The 20088-nt window shown below is 43.5% G+C and carries 20 protein-coding genes; 14 read left to right on the forward strand and 6 right to left on the reverse strand.

The genetic code is table 11. The features are described from left to right. Window positions 1–100 precede the first annotated feature (100 nt). Both ACSC9N_RS01910 and hemF read right to left on the reverse strand, forming a co-directional pair. Window positions 101–307: a hypothetical protein gene (locus tag ACSC9N_RS01910; RefSeq protein ID WP_010327619.1), complete on the reverse strand. Its 207-nt coding sequence runs from the start codon at window positions 305–307 to the stop codon at window positions 101–103. A gap of 288 nt (window positions 308–595) precedes the next feature. Continuing rightward, entirely contained in the window at window positions 596–1537 is a 942-nt protein-coding gene (gene hemF / locus ACSC9N_RS01915) for an oxygen-dependent coproporphyrinogen oxidase (protein ID WP_234954372.1), read from the reverse strand. A 267-nt stretch (window positions 1538–1804) separates the two neighbouring features. Here hemF and hemN point away from each other — a divergent pair, with 267 nt between their 5' ends. Then, window positions 1805–3169, forward strand: a complete 1365-nt coding sequence (gene hemN / locus ACSC9N_RS01920) for an oxygen-independent coproporphyrinogen III oxidase (protein ID WP_395475264.1) — start codon at window positions 1805–1807, stop codon at window positions 3167–3169. A 59-nt stretch (window positions 3170–3228) separates the two neighbouring features. Here the strand turns inward: hemN and ribA are convergent, their stop codons facing one another. After that, window positions 3229–3831, reverse strand: a complete 603-nt coding sequence (ribA, locus tag ACSC9N_RS01925) for a GTP cyclohydrolase II (protein WP_159151594.1) — start codon at window positions 3829–3831, stop codon at window positions 3229–3231. Window positions 3832–4135: 304 nt separating this feature from the next. On the opposite strand from ribA, the gene dxs reads away from it, so the two are divergent. The 8 genes from dxs to ACSC9N_RS01965 all read left to right on the forward strand — a co-directional run bounded on the left by dxs (window position 4136) and on the right by ACSC9N_RS01965 (window position 13291). Next, window positions 4136–6037, forward strand: a complete 1902-nt coding sequence (gene dxs, locus ACSC9N_RS01930) for a 1-deoxy-D-xylulose-5-phosphate synthase (protein WP_159151595.1) — start codon at window positions 4136–4138, stop codon at window positions 6035–6037. Window positions 6038–6153: 116 nt separating this feature from the next. Next, window positions 6154–6984, forward strand: a complete 831-nt coding sequence (locus ACSC9N_RS01935) for an inositol monophosphatase family protein (protein WP_004691373.1) — start codon at window positions 6154–6156, stop codon at window positions 6982–6984. Window positions 6985–7741: 757 nt separating this feature from the next. Continuing rightward, the gene (locus tag ACSC9N_RS01940) at window positions 7742–9664 is read left to right on the forward strand and encodes a DEAD/DEAH box helicase (RefSeq protein WP_062032563.1); all 1923 of its coding nucleotides are present in this window, start codon (window positions 7742–7744) and stop codon (window positions 9662–9664) included. Between the two features lie 403 nt (window positions 9665–10067). Next, entirely contained in the window at window positions 10068–10886 is an 819-nt protein-coding gene (locus ACSC9N_RS01945) for an ABC transporter ATP-binding protein (RefSeq protein WP_004691369.1), read from the forward strand. Next, window positions 10883–11662 carry a lipid asymmetry maintenance ABC transporter permease subunit MlaE gene (mlaE, locus tag ACSC9N_RS01950; RefSeq protein ID WP_004691368.1) on the forward strand — a complete coding sequence of 260 codons (780 nt, stop codon included), beginning with the start codon at window positions 10883–10885 and terminating at the stop codon, window positions 11660–11662. The genes ACSC9N_RS01945 and mlaE overlap by 4 nt, the downstream gene beginning before the upstream one ends. Continuing rightward, a complete protein-coding gene (gene mlaD / locus ACSC9N_RS01955) occupies window positions 11662–12336 on the forward strand; it encodes an outer membrane lipid asymmetry maintenance protein MlaD (RefSeq protein WP_281199388.1) in 675 nt (224 codons plus the stop codon). Before mlaE ends, mlaD begins: the two co-directional genes overlap by 1 nt. A 20-nt stretch (window positions 12337–12356) precedes the next feature. Then, the gene (locus ACSC9N_RS01960; protein ID WP_087527364.1) at window positions 12357–12992 is read left to right on the forward strand and encodes an MlaC/ttg2D family ABC transporter substrate-binding protein; all 636 of its coding nucleotides are present in this window, start codon (window positions 12357–12359) and stop codon (window positions 12990–12992) included. 11 nt (window positions 12993–13003) lie between these two features. Beyond that, a complete protein-coding gene (locus ACSC9N_RS01965; protein WP_004691363.1) occupies window positions 13004–13291 on the forward strand; it encodes an STAS domain-containing protein in 288 nt (95 codons plus the stop codon). Between the two features lie 81 nt (window positions 13292–13372). Here the strand turns inward: ACSC9N_RS01965 and ACSC9N_RS01970 are convergent, their stop codons facing one another. Further along, a complete protein-coding gene (locus ACSC9N_RS01970) occupies window positions 13373–14386 on the reverse strand; it encodes a CorA family divalent cation transporter (RefSeq protein WP_004691361.1) in 1014 nt (337 codons plus the stop codon). Between the two features lie 152 nt (window positions 14387–14538). Here ACSC9N_RS01970 and ACSC9N_RS01975 point away from each other — a divergent pair, with 152 nt between their 5' ends. Together ACSC9N_RS01975 and ACSC9N_RS01980 are read left to right on the forward strand one after the other, a co-directional pair. Then, window positions 14539–15138, forward strand: a complete 600-nt coding sequence (locus tag ACSC9N_RS01975; protein ID WP_094148658.1) for a TIGR00730 family Rossman fold protein — start codon at window positions 14539–14541, stop codon at window positions 15136–15138. Further along, complete coding sequence (locus ACSC9N_RS01980) at window positions 15135–15539, forward strand: NUDIX hydrolase (RefSeq protein WP_094148657.1); 405 nt, start codon at window positions 15135–15137, stop codon at window positions 15537–15539. The genes ACSC9N_RS01975 and ACSC9N_RS01980 overlap by 4 nt, the downstream gene beginning before the upstream one ends. Here ACSC9N_RS01980 and ACSC9N_RS01985 read toward each other — a convergent pair whose 3' ends face one another. Together ACSC9N_RS01985 and recG are read right to left on the reverse strand one after the other, a co-directional pair. Continuing rightward, entirely contained in the window at window positions 15540–16187 is a 648-nt protein-coding gene (locus ACSC9N_RS01985; protein ID WP_094148656.1) for a ComF family protein, read from the reverse strand. Continuing rightward, window positions 16174–18219: an ATP-dependent DNA helicase RecG gene (recG, locus tag ACSC9N_RS01990; protein WP_131230677.1), complete on the reverse strand. Its 2046-nt coding sequence runs from the start codon at window positions 18217–18219 to the stop codon at window positions 16174–16176. Before recG ends, ACSC9N_RS01985 begins: the two co-directional genes overlap by 14 nt. A 33-nt stretch (window positions 18220–18252) precedes the next feature. Here recG and ACSC9N_RS01995 point away from each other — a divergent pair, with 33 nt between their 5' ends. The 3 genes from ACSC9N_RS01995 (at window position 18253) to ACSC9N_RS02005 (ending at window position 20055) form a co-directional block, all read left to right on the forward strand. Next, entirely contained in the window at window positions 18253–19068 is an 816-nt protein-coding gene (locus tag ACSC9N_RS01995) for an NAD-dependent epimerase/dehydratase family protein (protein ID WP_094148654.1), read from the forward strand. A gap of 191 nt (window positions 19069–19259) precedes the next feature. Further along, window positions 19260–19493, forward strand: coding sequence for a DUF6500 family protein (locus ACSC9N_RS02000; RefSeq protein WP_029575124.1), 234 nt, complete (start codon window positions 19260–19262; stop codon window positions 19491–19493). A gap of 184 nt (window positions 19494–19677) precedes the next feature. Then, on the forward strand, window positions 19678–20055 hold the full coding sequence (locus ACSC9N_RS02005; RefSeq protein ID WP_029575123.1) for a hypothetical protein: 378 nt from the start codon (window positions 19678–19680) through the stop codon (window positions 20053–20055). Window positions 20056–20088 lie beyond the last annotated feature (33 nt).

Consider the following 20088-nt stretch of genomic DNA (forward strand, 5'->3'; position numbering starts at 1 on the left):
CGCACCAAATCCATGTGAGAAATGCCGTTCAATATACGGCAAATTACACACAGGCTAAAGCGTTCAGTGGTTTTTTATCAACAGAAAAAAGAAAGGCGACTTATGGGTTACAGATGCTGTGAATCGCATCAAACAATAATTTTGCTGCGGTCAGGGTTAAGCCGATACCTGCAAATACGGTGATGCTGATGGATGCATTGTCATTAAACGCACTTTCAGAAAAAATAGTGGTACTGATCGAGCTTAGCAACACAATAGCAAAGCAGAAAAGAACCATGGTGGTCGAGCTAACTCTTTTTGCGAACATGTTTGGGACCTCAGAGAGAACAGCAAAGGAGGATACTAAATGTTGATGTCATTAAAATGAATACATTGAAAATGACTTAATTTAGCTTACGGTTTTTGCGAACTTAAAAGAACCCAATTGCTGTTTTAAACCTGTGACAATGCTTTAATAAATGCAAAGAAATGACGCTTTGTGTAGTGGCCATTCTACGAGGAATTGATCGGGAAATATATAAAATTTAATATATAAGCTGCCCTAATCTAGTGAAAAGGGCATGCGTGGGGGATATAGAATTGTAAGACTGTGTGTCTATTTGAGCAGGTTGAGCCAATCTTGGGGTTTCAGGTAAAAGTCGGTCAATTTTTTCTCAGCAGAATCGGCCTCCCATTCAGGTCGATATGACCAACCCGCCAAATTCGGCAAGCTCACTAAAATCGACTCAATCCGCCCACCTGTTTGTAAACCAAAGAGCGTGCCGCGGTCATAAACTAAGTTATATTCGACATAACGACCACGACGATAGATTTGAAAGTCGCGTTGCGCCTCGCTAAATGGCTTGTCTTGGTTACGCTGGAAGATTGGAAGAATAGCTTCTAGGTAGCCATTGCCGACTGCTTGAATATATTGAAAACAGGTTTCAAAGTCCCATTGATTGAGATCATCAAAGAATAATCCACCGACACCACGTTGTTCGTCACGGTGTTTTAAATAGAAGTAGTCATCACACCATTGTTTATGTTCGGCATAGACTTCAGCGCCAAAGGGCGCACATAAGTCATGCGCTGTCTGATGCCATGACAGCACATCTTCATCATTTGGGTAAAATGGAGTGAGATCGAAGCCCCCCCCAAACCACCAAATTGGATCTTGACCTTCTTTTTCCGCCACGAATAAGCGCACATTGGCATGTGAAGTCGGGACATTTGGATTTTTCGGATGGATCACTAAGGACACACCCATGGCCTGTGCTTTGGCACCTGCAATTTGCGGATGGCGTTCAGTCGCTGAAGCAGGGAGTTTAGATATGTTGATGTGTGAGAACATCACTCCACCTTTTTCGATCACTGTGCCATTTTGCAGTACGCGTGAACGACCCCCACCGCCTTCAGGACGCTCCCAATCATCTATTTCAAACTGCGCAGTCCCGCCACCAGCACACTCTTGTTGTTCAAGTGCGGCACAAATACGAGCCTGTAAGTCGAGGAGAAATTCGCGAACGCGTTGGATATCCGCAGACGTTGGGTGCTGCATGAAAAGCCTCATGGGAAAAGATGAAAACTGCCTACATCAAAACATAAAACAGCAAAAAGATTAAGAATATTTTCCGAAGAGTCCTACAGCAGCATTCGATGTTGTGAGACAATTCAAAAATGAAATGCTGCTATGTGCAAAATAACCTGACCAATTCGCTAGGTTGAATTCTGATCCTAAGCTCAGCAGAATAACCACAGTACAGACCCGAGTTTGGCGATGCAGAATAGGCTGCATTTTCTGAATGTGGAAGAGCTGATGGTAAATATGCGCGATTCATTGATTCAAAAATACAATGTTCCTGGTCCACGTTATACCAGTTACCCAACGGTGCCGTATTGGGAAGAGCCACAGTTTTCTTTAGAGCAATGGAAACAGACGCTGAAAACATCGTTTGCTGAATCGAATTCGACTGAAGGCATAAGTTTGTATATTCATCTGCCTTTTTGTGAAAGTCTCTGTACTTTTTGTGGCTGTCACAAACGCGTGACCAAAAAGCATGAGATGGAGCAGCCTTATATTCAGGCGATTTTAAAAGAGTGGTCTCTTTATTGTGACTTGCTTGAAGAAAAGCCGTGCATTAAAGAAATTCATTTGGGTGGCGGAACGCCGACTTTCTTTTCTCCAGCGCATTTAACTCAACTGATTGAAAGTATCCTTGCGCAAGCAGAGATTGCCGAGCAGTATGAGTTTAGCTTTGAAGGGCATCCGAACAATACCACACGGGAGCATTTGCAAGCCTTGTATGACTTGGGCTTTCGCCGTGTCAGTTATGGGGTGCAGGATTATAATGAAACCGTACAAAAAGCCATTCATCGGATACAGCCTTTTGAACATGTCGAGCAAGTGACGCAGTGGGCGCGTGAAATAGGCTATAGCTCAATTTCACATGATTTGGTCTTTGGTCTGCCTTTTCAAAACCTAGATGATGTGCTCAACACCATTGATCAAACCAATCGTTTACGTCCAGACCGTTTGGCATTTTATAGTTATGCGCATGTGCCATGGATCAAAGGCAATGGGCAACGTGGTTTTAAAGACCATGATGTGCCGAAAGATGAAGTAAAACGCCAGTGCTATGAAGAAGGGAAGAATAAATTACTGGCACAGGGTTATCATGAAATTGGTATGGATCATTTTGCTTTAGAAAATGATGCGATGTATCAATCATTTCAGGCAGGCACTTTGCATCGCAATTTTATGGGCTACACCGCATCAAAAACCCAAGTGATGATAGGTTTAGGTATTTCATCCATCAGCGACAGCTGGTATAGCTTTGCGCAAAATGAAAAAAAACTCGAAGATTATTATGCGCGACTCGAAAACAATGAACTTCCCGTCTATCGCGGGCATATTTTGAGTGCTGAAGATCTGATGATTCGTCGTCACATTTTAAATCTGATGTGTAGCTTTCAGACGTCGTGGGCAGAACTAGATATGCAATTTCCTGAGTTGGCTGAAGTCTTGGGACAACTGGAAGAAATGCAGGACGATGGTTTATTGGAGATTGGGCCACACAGTATACGGGTGACTGAGCAGGGCAAAGCCTTTGTACGCAATATTTGTATGGCGTTCGATTTGCATTTAAAACGCCGTCAACCCGAGAGTCGTATTTTCTCAATGACCATCTAATGTCATTAAAGCGCTCTAAGCCAGCCTATTCAAGCAGGCTTAGAGTATGTTTTCAAATTTTAAAAATCATCTTTCTTGTACAAGTGCGCCATGCGTTCATGTTTGGTTTTTAAATATTCTTCATTGAAAGGATTTAAACCGACCGTCAATGGTACACGATCCACCACATTGATCCCTTGCTCTTGCAGTGCTGCAATCTTTAACGGATTGTTAGTAATCAAACGGACTTGTTGAATATTTAAATGCTCCAACATAATACTGACCATGTCATAACGACGTGCATCGGCAGGGAGATTGAGCATTAAGTTGGCATCAACTGTGTCATGCCCTTGATCTTGTAGCGCATAAGCACGAATTTTATTGGTCAGCCCAATACCACGACCTTCTTGACGCAAATACAGAATCACGCCTTGCCCAGCTTCATTGATCAGTTTTTGTGTGGCTTGCAATTGTGGACCACAGTCACACTTCAAGGACGCAAAGGCATCGCCCGTGAGACATTCGGAATGAACCCGGACTAAAACGGGTTCTGTGATCGGCTGATCCAAACCTTTTGAGAGTGCAACATGTTCTTCACCGGTCTTAGGATCTTGAAATACGGTGATGTTAAATTCACCAAAAGCAGTCGGTAAACGGGATGTGGCAACAAATTCAATAGGCACAGCTAAACCTGTAAATAGTTCAGAAATTGGCTAAAGTATAGCGTAATGCATCGACATTGGTAGAATTGCATCCACGAATTTATGCAGAAGATTTTCTTTTTTGTATAAAGCGAACGATAATAGTTGATAAATAGTAAGATTATTCAGGATAATCACCTGCACTAAACGAACACCCAGTGAGAGCACTGCTCAAAACTGCATCGCTAGAAATATGGCTGATTGAAGGTGATAGCATTCGACGATATGATCGAATTACCCATTTGACCTAGCTAGATTTGCCAGGCTTTAGAAGGCTTTGCCATATATGTTGTATACAGAAATACCAGCTCATCGCCCTGTAACACCGTTGTTGGATACGATTGATCATCCTCAACAACTTCGCTCGCTTGAGCAAAGTCAATTAGCACAAGTGGCAGACGAGCTACGTCAATTTATTCTGTATGCCGCAGGACAAAGTGGGGGACACTTTGGTGCAAACCTCGGTGTAGTCGAGCTCACCGTGGCATTACATTATTGCTTCAACACGCCGAATGACCGCTTAATTTGGGATGTTGGTCATCAAGCTTATCCGCATAAAGCCTTGACTGGGCGCCGTGAACAGCTCATAACTATTCGTGCCAAAGATGGTTTAGCTGCCTTTCCTGCGCGTGATGAATCGGTGTTTGATACCTTTGGAGTTGGACATTCTTCGACTGCGATTTCAGCAGGTCTAGGTATGGCGCTGGCACGTCGCTATCAAAACGATCCATGTGAAGTGGTTGCGATCATTGGTGATGGGGCGATGACAGCGGGGATGGCCTTTGAAGCCATGAACGATGCAGTCGCACATGATGCGGACCTGATGGTGGTGTTGAATGACAATGATATGTCGATTTCATGCAGCACAGGTGGTTTTGCTAAACATTTGGCTTCGATTTGGGAAAGTGGTCAGTCCATTAATATTTCAGCGGATGGCGAAGCTTATGTACAGCCACATCCTGAATGGACCTATAACTCGCGCTTACATAGCGCAGCGACAGATGCGGCCGACAACGTATTTAAAGCGATTGGTTTTGATTACTTTGGGCCTTTTGATGGGCACGATGTCGAACAGCTGACACAAGTCTTTACCGCATTGAAAAAACGTAAAGGGCCACGTTTAATTCATGTCTATACCAAAAAAGGCAAAGGCTTCGCCCCTGCTGAAGCAGACCAAATCAAATATCACGCGATTACAAAAATAAATGCCAAGTCTGCTCCGCAAACGGCGCCCAAATATTCAGATGTCTTTGGTCAATGGTTATGTGATGAAGCCGCACAAGATGAGCGCTTACTGGCGATTACCCCTGCCATGTGCGAAGGCTCAGGTATGGTGGATTTTGCTAAACAGTATCCACAGCGCTTTTTTGATGTCGCGATTGCAGAACAGCATGCTGTAACTTTGGCGGCGGGTATGGCATGTGAAGGCTTAAAACCTGTGGTTGCAATTTACTCGACCTTCTTGCAGCGTGGCTATGATCAATTGATTCATGATGTGGCCCTGCAAAATCTGGATGTTACCTTTGGTATCGACCGTGCAGGTTTAGTGGGTGAAGATGGGCCGACTCATGCTGGGGCCTATGACTATGCCTTTATGCGCACCGTACCGAATTTAGTGATTATGGCGCCAAAAGACGAAAATGAATGTCGTCAAATGTTGCATACCGCTTATTTATTCAATGGTCCTGCCGCAGTGCGTTACCCGCGTGGCAATGGTCTCGGTGTTGAAATTCAACAACAGATGACCCCGATGGAAATTGGTCAGGCTGAAATTGTAGCGAGCTTTAATGATGCCCAAGACGACGTTATTAGCATTCTTGCCTTTGGTAGTCGTGTTCAGGCCGCAGTAGAGGCAGCACAGAAATTAGCTGAACAAGATTTAGCGGTTCGTGTGGTGAATATGCGCTTTGTTAAACCGCTTGATGAAAAGATGATAGCGACTTTAGCACCATCAACGGCTTTATTTGTTACGGTTGAAGAACATGCGGTAATGGCGGGTGCGGGCAGTGCAGTCAATGAATATTTGGCACAAGCTCAAATCGTGAAACCGATGTTAAATCTCGGTTTAGCTGATACCTTCATGCATCAAGCCACGCATGCGCAAATGTTGCATCAGGCGGGACTAGATGCAGAAGGCATTGAAAGCTCGGTGCGCCAAGCGTGGTCAAAACTTGTACACATGGTTTAAGCACCGTTTTTAAATTTTAGAAACATTTTTTCCCTAAAAGCCCCGATCTTTGATAAGATGCGCGGGCTTTTATGCATTATTCTTTATCAATATCTTCAAATTGTAGTGGGTGTTCAATGGAACCTATGGTGGTGATGGCTGCGCGTGCGGCTCAATTAGTCGGTCAAGAGCTTTTAAAAGCGCATCAAAATCGTCATAAGCTCGATCTACAAGTCGAAGAAAAAGGAATTGATGGTCCTGTAACGCGTGTAGACCGTTATTTGGAACAATTGGCTATCGATACCCTACGTAAAAGCTATAAAAATCACAGCTTCCTTGGTGAAGAGTTTGGTTTTCAAGAAGGTAAAGGTCACGACGCAGATTGGTGTTGGATCATCGACCCACTTGATGGCACTCTAAACTTCATTAACGGTGTTCCTCACTTCTGTATCTCTATTGCAGTTCAACATAAAGGCATTACTCAACACGGCGTGATTTACGACCCTGTGAAAGATGAGTTGTTCTCTGCAAGTCGTGGTCGTGGTGCCATGATGAACCAACGCCGTATTCGTGTAAATGTGAAAGACAGCCTTGAAAATACATTCATGTCTGTGGGTCATGCTTACCGTGCAAAACGTAATGGTGAAGTGATTTCTTATGCAAAAAATCATTTTGATTCATTGTTAAATGTGACTGAAGCTGGCGCACAATACCGTCGTACAGGTTCTGCAGCATTAGATTTGGCGTATGTGGCAGCAGGTCGTTTCGACGCGTACTTCGAACTCGGCTTAAAGCCTTGGGATATCGCAGCTGGCGAGTTGATCGTGAAAGAAGCGGGCGGTACAGTGGTTGATGCACGTGGTGGTAGCGAATCTATGGAAAATGGCCAAGTACTGGCATGTTCTATGAAAATGTTGAAACCTCTGATGAAAGCAGTTGTACCTGCTTGGGGTGAAGCGGCTAAGTAATAGCATGCAGATCGTGTTTTAAGACATTGAAAAAGCCCTCATAAGAGGGCTTTTTCTTTGATGAGGATGAAAAAAAGTAAAGACCTTTGTGGTGATTTACTTTATGGCTTTGACCTCTATTCGATTGTAAAACATAGGCTGTGCCAGATTCTGATCACCTCTTAATGAAGATCGCGCTATGCAGAAATAAAGTAGGTTGAAATTAGACAGCGTATAGACACCTATTTAAGCTTGCTGTGTGTAATGTTCATTACAGGTCAGATACCATGTCAAATCACGGCAGCATTAGAGTAGAGCAAGAGCTAGTACAATTAATTGCGTTTTATGGCTGATAGCTGAGGAATAGAACGTAGAGTACTATTCAATATTTTTCTAGATGGTCAAAAAAATTAAATGAAAACCTGCATTTATTCAATCTTTGAGGAAAATATTGTATCAATTTCACGAAAAGAGGTGACTTTTAAAAATATCCTGCTATACTCCGTCCACGCACTAAATTTCGTTCATTACCTGAACATTCTCTTCTATCATTGTGTATGCGCGTCCGGTCCAAAGAGAGGACATTATTTCGCGCCCCACCCAATCGCTTAAGCGATTCCTTCAGGTTGCGGCTGTAATCAAATGTGCGTTATACGCATCGTCGTTCTCGGATCGCCGCTGATTCTATATTTTCAGCGATTATTGCTGTGCCGCTTTTTGCCGATGTCCATCAGACCATATATTTAATGGAGCACCCATTTTTCGGGTGAAATACTCTATGAGCAAAACTTTTGCTGATTTTCCTTTACATGAATCGTTACAACAAGCTTTACAAAGCTTAGGTTTTACTTCTCCTACGCCTGTACAGGAACAATCGATTCCTGCAGCTTTAGAAGGTAAAGACCTTTTAGTATCTAGCCAAACAGGTTCAGGTAAAACTGCAGCGTTCTTACTTCCAACGTTAAACGCACTTGCAGCCCAAGAGACTTTCGTTCCGTTCAAAGAACGTATGAAAGCAATTACACAACCGAATATCTTGGTTCTTTGCCCAACTCGTGAGTTAGCGCAGCAAGTAAGCCAAGACGCGATTGGGTTTGTCCGTCACATGAAAGGTGCACGTATTGCAGCGATCATGGGTGGTATGCCGTTTGGTAAGCAAATCCAGCAGTTAAAAGGTGCACAAGTTGTTGTTGCAACACCAGGTCGTTTACTTGACCTTGTAAACCGTCGTCAAATTAAATTAGACCAAGTTGATGCGCTTATTGTTGACGAAGCAGACCGTATGCTTGATCTAGGTTTCTCTGAAGACTTGGAAGCAATTAGCGATCTTGCTGCAAACCGTAAACAGACGTTAATGTTCTCTGCAACATTTGCTGGTCGTATCATTACACTTGCTGAACGCATGATGAATGATCCACAACGTATTGCAATCGAAACTGGTCACTCTACGAATACTGACATCACTCAGACTTTACACTGGACTGATGGCTTTGAGCACAAGAAAAAATTACTAACGCATTGGTTAAGTGCTGAAGACTTAGATCAAGCTGTTGTATTTGCTTCTACTCAAGAAGATACCGATATGTTGGCTGAAGAACTTGCTGAAGCAGGTTTATCAGTTGTAGCACTTCATGGTGCTATGCCACAAACTGTGCGTAACCGTCGTTTACGTAGCATCCGTGAAGGTCGTGCAAAAATTTTAGTTGCAACCGACGTTGCTGCACGTGGTCTTGACGTACCAACCATTTCACACGTAATCAACTTCGGTCTTCCAATGAAGAACGAAGACTATGTACACCGTATTGGTCGTACAGGTCGTGCGGGTCGTACTGGTAAAGCAATCACTTTAGCAACTTACCGTGAACGCGGTAAAATCCGTGCTTTAGAAGATTTCTTAGATGCGCGTTTGAATGTATCTGAAATTGAAGGCCTTGAGCCGTCTCCACCTCCTGCACGCGGTAGTCGTGATGGCGGCGGTCGTGGTCGTGATGGTCGTGGTCGTGATGGCGGCGGTCGTGGTCGAGGTGGTTTCGGTGGTCGCGATGGCGGCGGTCGTGCTCGTTTCGAAGGTGAGTCTAACTTTAAACGTCGTGAAGGTGGTGATGACCGTCCACGTCGTAGCTACGATGACAAACCTCGTGGTGATCGTCCATCATTTGGTGGTGAAGATCGTCCACGTCGTGAGTTTAATAATGATCGTCCACGTCGTGAAGGCGGTTTCGGTGATCGTCCACAACGTTCTTTTGATGACCGTCCAAAACGTGATTTTGGTGATCGTCCAGCGCCACGTCGTGAAGGCGGTTTCGGTGATCGTCCGCAACGTTCTTTTGATGATCGTCCAAAGCGTGAATTCAACTCTGATCGTCCACGTCGCGAAGGTGGTTTCAACGATAAGCCACGTTTTGACTCGAATGATGACAACCGCGGTAACCGTGTAGACTATAAACCACGTCGTGAAGGTTCTTTTGGTGACCGTCCAAAACGTGATTTTGGTGATCGACCAGCGCCACGTCGTGAAGGTGGTTTTGGCGACCGTCCACAACGTTCTTTTGGTGATGACCGTCCAAAACGTACTTTCGGTGGTGAAGACCGTCCTAAGCGTACTTTTGGTGGCGAAGACCGTCCGAAGCGTGAATTTAATTCAGATCGTCCACGTACTGAAGGTGGTTTTGACCGCCCACGTCGTAAGTTTAACGACTAATTCTGAATGAATAAAAAAAACCAGTGGAAACACTGGTTTTTTTTTGTCTACGGCTGTAAAAAAATAAATTAAAATGTATACTGAGTCATATTTTAATTGTATTGATAATAATGATGCACAATAATGAGGTTGAATCAATCGCCACACTCTCTGACGTGAAAGAGGTCAATATGGCACATTATCTCGGACTCTTTTTGTTGATTTGCAACATTCTTTTCTTTGTCTATAGTCATTATGGATGAAGCAATTCATCTTATGTCGCTTGTTTGCGCAGTTCAAATAAATATAAATACAACCAACTGAAATCAATTCGTGCACAAAATTAGACACGGAATACGCTAACATATCGTTTTTTAATCCTTTATAGTATGCATGCTGAAAAAATGCAGGAAAACGCACAGCTATGAATAATCAAGCGCCTCTGACTGCTCAAGCCCTCATTGAGGTCAAAGACCTGAGCTTTAAGCGAGGGGAACGTGTCATTTATGATCAGGTCAATTTAAAAATTCGACAGGGTCAAATTACGGGCATTATGGGACCATCGGGTACAGGTAAAACCACTTTACTACGTTTAATTGGCGGTCAATTGACCCCAGATCAAGGTGAAGTGCTTTTTGATGGGCAAAATATTGCGAAAATGTCACGCAAAGAGTTATTCGCTGCGCGTGCGCGTATGGGCATGCTTTTTCAAAGTGGCGCATTGTTTACCGATATGTCGGTATATGAAAATGTGGCCTTTCCGATAAGAGCACATACCAAGTTGCCAGAACATTTACTGTCAGAAATTATATCTTTAAAACTAGAGTCTGTCGGTTTACGTGGCGCAGAACAGATGATGCCTTCTGAGCTCTCAGGCGGGATGAACCGTCGTGTGGCTTTGGCACGTGCAATTGCACTGGATCCTGAGCTGATCATGTACGATGAGCCATTTGCAGGGCAAGATCCAATTGTGAAGGGTGTACTGACACGTCTGATTCGATCATTGCGAGAAGCTCTTGATTTAACGACAATTATTGTCTCACATGACGTGGCTGAAACCTTATCGATCGCAGACTATATCTATGTTGTTGCTGAAGGTAAGGTGCAAGGTGAAGGCACGCCTGAACAGTTACAGGCGAATGCCTCTCCATTTGTTAAACAGTTTTTAACAGGTGCAGTTGAAGGGCCTGTCGATTATCAATTCAGCCATAAGGCATATCTAAATACTGAGGTGCAAGCATGAATGCGATAGCACTCTTAGGTCGACGCGTGATTGAACGGGTTCGCGGCATTGGTGTTGCCAGCCTGATGTTATTACAAATTTTATTTTCGATGCCCACTGCTTTAGGTGTTCGGTTATTTGTTTACCAAATGTACCGCGTTGGGGTGTTGTCGCTGCTCATTATTGTGGTGTCAGGGCTATTTATTGGTGCGGTACTGGGCTTACAGATGTATAGCATCTTGGTGACCTTTGGTAGTGAAGCGATGCTGGGTACAGCGGTTGCATTGACCTTACTCCGTGAATTAGCACCTGTAGTTGCGGCATTGCTGTTTGCAGGTCGTGCGGGTTCTGCATTGACGGCTGAGATTGGTTTAATGAAAGCCACAGAGCAGCTGTCCAGTATGGAAATGATCGGGGTTGATCCACTTAAACGTGTGATTTCGCCGCGACTTTGGGCCGGTATTTTTAGTTTGCCGATGTTGTCTGTCATCTTCGCTGCGGTGGGGATTATGGGCGGTAAAATGGTGGGTGTAGACTTCTTGGGTGCAGATGAAGGCTCTTACTGGAGTGGCATTCAAAGTAGCGTAGAGTTCTATAAAGATGTCCTGAATGGCACCATCATTAAAAGTTTTGTTTTTGCTTTAATTTGTACATGGATTGCGGTGTATCAAGGCTATGCCTGTGAACCGACATCTGAAGGTATTGCGACATCAACCACACGCACTGTGGTGTATTCATCGCTCTGTGTTTTAGGTTTTGATTTTGTGTTGACTGCGGTCATGTTTGGAGGTGTTTAATGAAATCACGTGCAAGTGAGCTGGCAGTCGGCATATTTGTCATTTTATTCGGTATTGCTTTGTTTTTTATTGCGATGCGAGTGAGTGGCTTGGTGGGATCAAATCTCAGTGATCGCTATGAAATGAGTGCAACCTTCGATAACGTAAATGGTTTAAAACCACGTGCGAAAGTGACGATGAGTGGGGTGAAAATTGGTCAAGTTGATCAAATTAGCTTAGACCCTGTGACACGTTTAGCGACGGTTTCTTTTTCTTTGGATGGTAAATTAACGACCTTTAATGCAGCACAACTCAAAGAAGTTGAAAAGAATGCACTTGAAGAGCTTCGTTACAGTAGCGACTATACCGCTGCGGATGCTGCGCAACAAAAAGAAATGGAAAAGCAACTTATTGCGAACATGAAGTCCATCACCAGCATTGATGAAGATGCTTATATTATGGTGGCAACCAATGGTCTGCTAGGTGAGAAGTACTTGAAAATTGTTCCAGGGGGCGGTTTGAACTACGTGAAACGTGGTGAAAGCATTGGCAATACCCAAGGCACAATGGACCTAGAAGACTTAATTACTAAATTTATTACGGGTGGTGCAGGTAAATCGAAAGATGCTTCAGCAACAGTTGAGCAACCTGAAACCGCTGAAACAGCAGATGCCAACGTGTCATTTGTTGAATGATTTGAAGAGGACCAATTGTAGTGAATACTTTATTGAAACAAACACTGACAGCTAGCATTTTAACTACAATGTTTGCGGGTACTGCTTTTGCAGCACCAAGTGAAGCACCACCTGCTTTTGTTAAAAAAGTGGCGGATGGCTTGATTGCGCGTTTAAAAGCGGATCATGCCAAGCTCCAAAACAACCCTGCTGCGGTGAAAACGATTGTTCGTCAAAACTTAGACCCATATGTGGATTCACAAGCATTTTCACGTATTGTGATGGGGACTTATGCAACCAATCAATACAGTACTGCTGCACAACGCGCGAAGTTTGAAAATAATTTCCGTGAAACACTGATTGAAAACTACGGTTCTGCATTCGCGAAATTCAGCAATCAGACGTATACCATCCGTCCGTATAAAGAAACCAATAGCAAAAACCCTGTGGTGACGATCGACTTTAATAACAAAGGCGAAAAAATCCCAGTGTCTTTCCAGTTGGCGGATAAAGGTAACCAATGGAAAATCCGTAATATCAATGTGTCGGGTATCGACCTTGGCTTACAGTTCCGTAATCAGTTCGCGGCAACGGTTAAACGTAATGGCGGCGACCTAGATAAAGCGATTGCAAATTTCCAACCTGATGCAGAAGCAGCGGTTGAAAAGAAAAAATAAGTAGGTGAAAGGTGATTAACTTTAGCAATCAGGAAATGCAGCTTTCAGGTCAGATTACATATGACAATGCTGAAAGCTACTATCAACAAGGTCTGAAGGTGATTCAGTCACAGTCTTATCCTGTGGTGGTGAATCTGGCCCAGCTTGAGCATGGTAGTACACTAGCACTGGCAGTATTGGTGCGTTGGTTGCGTCAAACACCCGATGCACATAGTTTACATTTTAAAGCTGTACCTGAAAAAATGATGAAAGTGATTCAAGCCTGTCATTTACAGGATGACTTAAAGTTAATCCCTTAAATAAAAAAAGCACCCTACGGTGCTTTTTTTATATGTTGCGTTTCTTAAATCTATTTTGAAAAGTAATATCTTAACGTGTACTCAAATCCATTTTTTCCAGCGGAAGTAAATGAGCGGACCAATCAGGAACGCCATTAAGATCAGGCTCACCACAATAAAACTGGTGCCGCCTTTGGCAAAAGGCAACACATCGGTGTTCATGCCGTAAATACTGGCAATCAGCATTGGTGGAGCGAGCATACTGGGTAAGATAGAGAAGCGACGAATCGTGTCATTCTGCTCGGTGTTAATGAAGCCTGAGGTGGTATCCAGTAAGAATCGTACTTTTTGGAACAAGAAGGCATCGTGCTCAACTAGTGAGCGAACGTCTTCACTGAGCTCTCGAATGTCTGCATCATAAATATGACTGCCTAAAGCACGCGGGCGTGATAGAAAGGTCAGTACACGACGTAAGTCAATCAAACACAGCTGTGCTTTTCCAAGCATATCTTCCAAGTGGGCCAGACGGGTAATCATGTCATCTAAGTCGAGAATCATCTCGCGGTGACGGTTATTCAGCACTTCTGTGGAATACTTTTCCAAGTCCTTGTGGATATCTTCTAAGATATCCGCAAGCTCGTCCAGCTTAGCCTCGAGTAAACCGAGTAAGATCCACGTTGGATCTTTATAGTCGATTTCATAGTCATTGCGGCGCGCACGCGCACGAAAGGCACGGAACGCTACCAGTTTTTCCCCGCGAAGGGTAAAGAGACGTTCTTTATGTAAAATGAAAGCGACAGTTTGTACCGTGGCAAGGGCACCGCTGCTTTCTTCAGGCTCACCATCGACTTGATAGTTTTTATTTTTCGTTAAAAAATACGTACTGATATGCAAAATACCGTCGTCATCACGGTAGAATCGAGCTGAAGATGAAATGTCTTCGAGTGATTTTAGCGTAGGTAAATTTTGTTCATATGCATCTAAAATCCACTGTTGTTCTTCTTGGGAGGGAGCAATGAGGTCAAGCCAGACCAAATCGGGCTGAAGATCGAAATCGCCATTAATGGTGATGTCTTCTAAGCTACCGCGCTCTGTGGCGTAAAAGGCTTCAAGCATGCCGTCTTTCTCCTTTGCGCAGTAATGGTTGAAGTGGATGGGTGTATTTTAGACAAGGATTGCAATAAAAACACTGATCGAATGGTTAAATTGCTAAAAAATATCCATTCATTTTAGTGAAGTTGCATGACAATTAAATATCAGAGTAAAAAATGACAAATTCAATTGCGATCTTTTGTGGTTCCGCATTAGGTTCAGATCAAATCTTTTCCGAAACAGCACGTCAGGTTGGACACACCATTGCAGAACAAGGCAAAACCTTGGTCTATGGTGGTGGTCGTTCAGGCTTAATGGGTATTGTGGCAGACAGTGCTTTAGAGGCAGGCGGTCAAGTGATTGGCGTGATTCCACATGTGTTGGTGGATCGTGAGTTGGCGCATCAAGGCTTGACTGAGTTACATGTTGTCAAAGACATGCAAGAGCGTAAACTGAAAATGTCAGCCTTGTCGGATGGATTTATTGCAATGCCAGGCGGTGCAGGGACTTTAGAAGAAATCTTTGAACAATGGACGTGGGCGCAGCTCGGCATTCACCTTAAGCCGAATGCCTTTTTAAATGTAAATGGCTTTTATGATGATTTACTTAAATTTCTGAAGATGACCACCAACAAAGGCTTTACCCATGCGCGTTTTACCGACAGCCTGATTGTATCGGATTCGGTGAAAGCCATTTTAAAGCAGATGGATCAGTTCCAAGCGCCTGAACCGAAGTGGGGCATGGTTGATCCTGAGTTGTTGGATGTCAAAGCATGAAGGTGATTACGGTCGCTGCTGCTATTATTGTGAATGAACAGCAGCAGCTTTTATTGGTGCGTAAGCAGAACACCGCGTGTTTTATGCAAGTGGGCGGTAAGCTTGAGCCCAATGAAGCACCTGAGCAAACCATGCTGCGTGAGATTCGGGAGGAAATTGGAAGTGCTGCAACGATTGAACAGTTTGTTGGTCGTTTTGAAACAGCCACCGCCAATGAACCTGATTTTAAATTGGTGAGCTATGTTTACCATGTTCAGCTTCAGCAAGCGCCACAAATTGCGGCTGAAATTGCAGAAATGAAATGGGTCAGTTTGAATGATCAGCAGACTGCACTTGCACCGCTAACCACCGAAGTGGTCATGCCATGGGTACGTGAACATTTGCTGATTGACGTAGTCTAATTATTTTAGTGCATAGGCAATACACGCGGCGCTGACTTTATGACAACCCAATTGTTCAAGCTGTAAAGTCAGTGCCTGAATCGAGCTGCCTGTGGTCACGACATCATCTAATATCAAAACACGCCGGTAGAGTTTTGCGTACTGGCGCTGCTGAGGATCGATTTTAAACTGTTGTTGAATTTGATCTAAGCGTTCTAGTCGACTGAGTCCTTTTTGCGAATGTTGATGCAGTCGTATCACAGGTTGCCAAATGGGAACATTGAACTGCTTGGCTAAGTCTTTGGCGAGGATCATTGATTGGTTATAGCCACGTTCCGCTAAACGCTGGGTCGAAATCGGCATCGGAACAATTGCTTGTACTTTAGGTAAGCGAATTTGCTGAAGAATGCCTGACAGTAGAGGCTGCCAATGCAGTTGTTGTTCATATTTGAACTGCTGAATAAGATGATCTAAAGGATATTGATACTGTCCTGCGACATGAATGCTCAGCTCTTGTTTTTCAACGGTCTGTGGATGCAGTGGAAGTTGTTGCCAGCAGTCCAGACAGACCGAATGCAGATCTGCGCGTACAATGCCACACAACTGACAAGGCTGTGCTTTGTGTAGCAACTGTTTGGCAGTGTGCAGTAAATGACTAAACATAGGCATAGCGTGGTGCTTCAGGTAGCCAGCGTTTCAGTAAGGCTTCAGCGTTTTTAGGATAGTCCTTTAAAATCTGCGCTGCGACAAAATGTGCTTGATTGAGCAAATGATCATCGCGTTCCAGTTTCGCTACACGAAAGCCCATATCGCCTGTTTGTTTGGTACCGAGCAATTCACCGGGACCGCGGATTTCCAAATCTTTTTCGGCAATTAAAAAGCCATCATTGGTTTCACGCATGATGCGTAGGCGTTCTTGTCCATTTTGAGACAGCGGGCTTTTATATAGCAGGGCGCAAAAGCTGGCCTTGGCGCCTCGACCAACACGGCCACGTAATTGGTGTAATTGAGAGAGTCCTAAACGCTCCGCATTTTCAATCACCATGATCGAGGCATTTGGTACATCGACCCCCACTTCAATCACTGTGGTCGCAATCAAGAGCTGTAATTCATTGGCTTTAAACTGTTGCATCACTGCTTGTTTTTCGTCGGCTTTCATTTTGCCATGTACAAGGCCAATGTTGAGCTCTGGGAAGCGTTCTTTAATTTCTAAATAGGTCGCTTCAGCAGCTTGAGCATCTAAGGTTTCAGACTCTTCAACCAAGGTGCAGACCCAGTAAGCTTGTTTACCTTCTAGACAGTTGCTGGCAATACGTTGTAGGACTTCTTCTCGGCGGTCGAGTGGAATGGTCACGGTTTGAATCGGGGTTCGTCCGGGTGGAAGTTCATCGATCACGGACGTGTCCAAGTCTCCATAGGCGGACATGGCTAAAGTCCGTGGAATAGGGGTTGCAGTCATGACCAATTGATGTGGGGTCATATTCTGTGCGCCTTTATTGCGGAGGGCTAAGCGCTGATCGACCCCGAAGCGGTGCTGCTCATCGATAATCACTAACCCGAGTTTGGCAAAGTGGATATTGTCTTGAAACAGGGCGTGTGTACCCACCACCAGATGCGCTGTGCCATCGACAATGGCTTGTTCGGCTGCAGCACGGGCTTTGCCTTTTTGTTTACCTGAAAGCCAAGATACACTGAGTCCCAAAGGCTCAAACCATTTTTTAAAATTGAGATAGTGTTGTTCCGCCAATATTTCAGTCGGTGCCATTAACGCCACTTGCCAACCTTCTTCTAAAGCATGGCAGGCTGCGACTCCAGCGACCAAGGTTTTGCCTGCGCCGACATCGCCTTGAACCAAACGTAACATTGGTTTATTGAGTTTTAAGTCTTGTACTATTTCTTTGGAGACACGCTTTTGTGCATTGGTCATTTCAAAAGGTAGGCTGCTGAGCAGTTGTTTGGCAAACTGACGACTGGCAGAAATACGTGGCGCTTCAATTTGTTGGATATAGGCGCGACGGCTTAATAGACTGACCTGATGCGCAACCAACTCTTCAAAAATCAAACGTTGCTGGGCAGGGTGTGAGCCTTGGCTCAGTTGCAGCATATTGGCATCTACAGGAGGATGATGGATGTAATCCAACGCCTGTTTAAGTGCATAGCCATTGGTAAATTTTGCAGGTAGCAGTTCAGGTAAATCATCACTGTGCTTGGCTAAAGCCTGTTTGATGTATTCACGAAACTTAGGTTGCGTCAGACCTTCTGTGCTGGGGTAAATCGCAGTCAGTTGGGTTTGTGGAAGCGGCGTATGTTCTGTAATGAGCTGAATTTCGGGATGATACATTTCCAAGCCACGTGCACCCACACGGACTTCACCAAAAATACGCAGACGATTACCGATCTTTGCACGATCCGTTAAGCCTTTATAAATATGATAAAAGCGCAAAGTCACTTTGCCAAAGTCGTCTTGCAGTCCAATCGCCATCGATTTACGTTTACCCGGCGGAAAGTCCACGCCTTGAATCGTTCCTTCGAGTAGGTAGCTACGCCCAACCGTTAATTGGTTCATCGGTATGATCGTGCTACGATCTTCATAGTCTCGTGGCAGATGAAACAGCAGATCATCTGTAGTGAAGAGATTCAACTTTTCAAGTAGTGCAGCAGAGGCAGCTCCGACCCCCTGCAACTGATGGACTGCAGCCATGTCCCCTCAACTTTGTCTGTGATTTGGTGCTAAATGCATATTTTATTTATAGGTTATGGTAAAACATCTCAGCGTGTTGCTAAACAGTTATTTCAGCAAGGCCACCAAATTACCACAATTAGCCGAAGTCCGAAATCAGATGATTGGGCTGAGCATTTGATTCAAGATATTCATCAGCTGGATTTGTCTCAAGTCGCACCGATTGATGCGGTATATGTCTTACTCTCGCCTGAGAGCAGTACGGTGGAGGCGTATCAGCGAACTTTTGTAGACTCGATTGCACCCATGCTACATGCCTTAAAAAGTCATCCTTTAAAAAAAGTGATCGTAGTTTCTTCTACACGTGTCTATGGTGAAAGTGCAGGGGAGCGGGTTGATGATGACACTAGTCCCCAACCGAGCGATGTGCAAGGGCAGGTGCTATTGAACATGGAAACTTTGTGGCAACAGGCTTATCCATCTGAATGTGTGATTGTACGTCCAACAGGAATTTATGGGACTTCAGTTGCACGTATGATTAAACTTGCAGAAACCATAAAAACTTATCCCAAACTGCATTGGTCGAACCGAATTCATATTGATGATTTGGTTGCTTTTCTAGCACACTTGCTTCACGTGGAACATACTGAAAAGTCTTACATTTGCAGCAATAGCCAACCATTGCCCTTACATGAAATTATTCAATGGTTTCAACAGCAGTTAGGACTGCCAGTTTTGGTTCTGGAAAGTGCTGTGTCATCAGGCAAACAAATTCATGCTACGCGTATGCAACAGATGAATTTTGAATTACAGCATCCACATTGCTTTGATGATTATTTGGCGTTGTTAGCAGAGCGTGAGTCAAAATAATTTTTTATTTTTACTCATAAAAAATGTGAAGCATCGTTTGGAAAATGGCTGTGGAACGTGAAGAATCATGACAAATCCGTTCCAGTGCGCTTAACCCTAGAACGGCTTTTATTAAGATATTGATGCTTATAGGAAAATTTTAAGAATTTCGTATAAGGTGTATTATGTTAATTTTAGAGAAAGTTAAAAATATGAGAAAAGAGTTAAGAGAAATATTTATTCATGGATGTAATGAGAAAATTGAGAAAAAAGGAGATAGCGTAGGTTTATCTTTCTATGCTTTTTTCAAGAGTAAAAATGATAATCCTGAGCTTTTAATGGAGGCAGCCAATTGGTGGATCATGCAACATAAATTAGATCATTTCGAAAAAGCTGTAAAAATTAAAGCTCTTGTTTTAAGTGAGTCTTCGCCTAACTTAACATAATGGCTGTTATACGAACAGCAAGAAGCCTAGATCCAGATCGTAGTTTTAAAATTTGGATCTATTTTTTCTTCTACTCGTTGTACATACTTTTACTATCGTTATATTAGTAATCAATAAAATCCATTTAAGTACAATAAGTATATGTTTATAATAGGGATAATAAAATTAATATATTGTGATTGATATGTCATTAAGTTCAAAAAAAATAGTCGAGTTTTCTATACTTACTATATTAGGTTTTACACTTTATTTCGGGGTTACCACTTACCATAATTGGAAATACAAACAGGCGTTAAAATCTGGTAATCAAATTCGTGAGTGTGGTGAATTTATTGAAAAAACAGAAATCGTCAAAGAGCGCTTTGGACGATCGGATAGTATTGAACCGATCTATACCTTCAAGAACTCACAAGGCAATTTATTCAGTTTTAGTGGTAGTAAACAAGTCATCAAGCACTTACCTAGACTTAATACATTACAACCACAACAGTCTATTTGCTTCCAATATGCAACGATATCGAAAGATAAAAATGATTTCTTTCCTCTCACCAATCTTTACTAAAAATTAGCTTATTTAACATAAATCTCTTATTCT

This window comes from Acinetobacter sp. PC34, assembly GCF_051789135.1.
Classification (GTDB): domain Bacteria; phylum Pseudomonadota; class Gammaproteobacteria; order Pseudomonadales; family Moraxellaceae; genus Acinetobacter; species Acinetobacter johnsonii.

What these genes read in the sequence shown, in the direction of transcription:
- ACSC9N_RS01910 (WP_010327619.1), bottom strand. Translation starts at nt 307, where the DNA reads ATGTTCGCAAAAAGAGTTAGCTCGACCACCATGGTTCTTTTCTGCTTT.
- hemF (WP_234954372.1), bottom strand. Translation starts at nt 1,537, where the DNA reads ATGCAGCACCCAACGTCTGCGGATATCCAACGCGTTCGCGAATTTCTC.
- hemN (WP_395475264.1), top strand. Translation starts at nt 1,805, where the DNA reads ATGCGCGATTCATTGATTCAAAAATACAATGTTCCTGGTCCACGTTAT.
- dxs (WP_159151595.1), top strand. Translation starts at nt 4,136, where the DNA reads ATGTTGTATACAGAAATACCAGCTCATCGCCCTGTAACACCGTTGTTG.
- ACSC9N_RS01935 (WP_004691373.1), top strand. Translation starts at nt 6,154, where the DNA reads ATGGAACCTATGGTGGTGATGGCTGCGCGTGCGGCTCAATTAGTCGGT.
- ACSC9N_RS01940 (WP_062032563.1), top strand. Translation starts at nt 7,742, where the DNA reads ATGAGCAAAACTTTTGCTGATTTTCCTTTACATGAATCGTTACAACAA.
- ACSC9N_RS01945 (WP_004691369.1), top strand. Translation starts at nt 10,068, where the DNA reads ATGAATAATCAAGCGCCTCTGACTGCTCAAGCCCTCATTGAGGTCAAA.
- mlaE (WP_004691368.1), top strand. Translation starts at nt 10,883, where the DNA reads ATGAATGCGATAGCACTCTTAGGTCGACGCGTGATTGAACGGGTTCGC.
- mlaD (WP_281199388.1), top strand. Translation starts at nt 11,662, where the DNA reads ATGAAATCACGTGCAAGTGAGCTGGCAGTCGGCATATTTGTCATTTTA.
- ACSC9N_RS01970 (WP_004691361.1), bottom strand. Translation starts at nt 14,386, where the DNA reads ATGCTTGAAGCCTTTTACGCCACAGAGCGCGGTAGCTTAGAAGACATC.
- ACSC9N_RS01975 (WP_094148658.1), top strand. Translation starts at nt 14,539, where the DNA reads ATGACAAATTCAATTGCGATCTTTTGTGGTTCCGCATTAGGTTCAGAT.
- ACSC9N_RS01980 (WP_094148657.1), top strand. Translation starts at nt 15,135, where the DNA reads ATGAAGGTGATTACGGTCGCTGCTGCTATTATTGTGAATGAACAGCAG.
- ACSC9N_RS01985 (WP_094148656.1), bottom strand. Translation starts at nt 16,187, where the DNA reads ATGCCTATGTTTAGTCATTTACTGCACACTGCCAAACAGTTGCTACAC.
- recG (WP_131230677.1), bottom strand. Translation starts at nt 18,219, where the DNA reads ATGGCTGCAGTCCATCAGTTGCAGGGGGTCGGAGCTGCCTCTGCTGCA.
- ACSC9N_RS01995 (WP_094148654.1), top strand. Translation starts at nt 18,253, where the DNA reads ATGCATATTTTATTTATAGGTTATGGTAAAACATCTCAGCGTGTTGCT.
- ACSC9N_RS02000 (WP_029575124.1), top strand. Translation starts at nt 19,260, where the DNA reads ATGAGAAAAGAGTTAAGAGAAATATTTATTCATGGATGTAATGAGAAA.
- ACSC9N_RS02005 (WP_029575123.1), top strand. Translation starts at nt 19,678, where the DNA reads ATGTCATTAAGTTCAAAAAAAATAGTCGAGTTTTCTATACTTACTATA.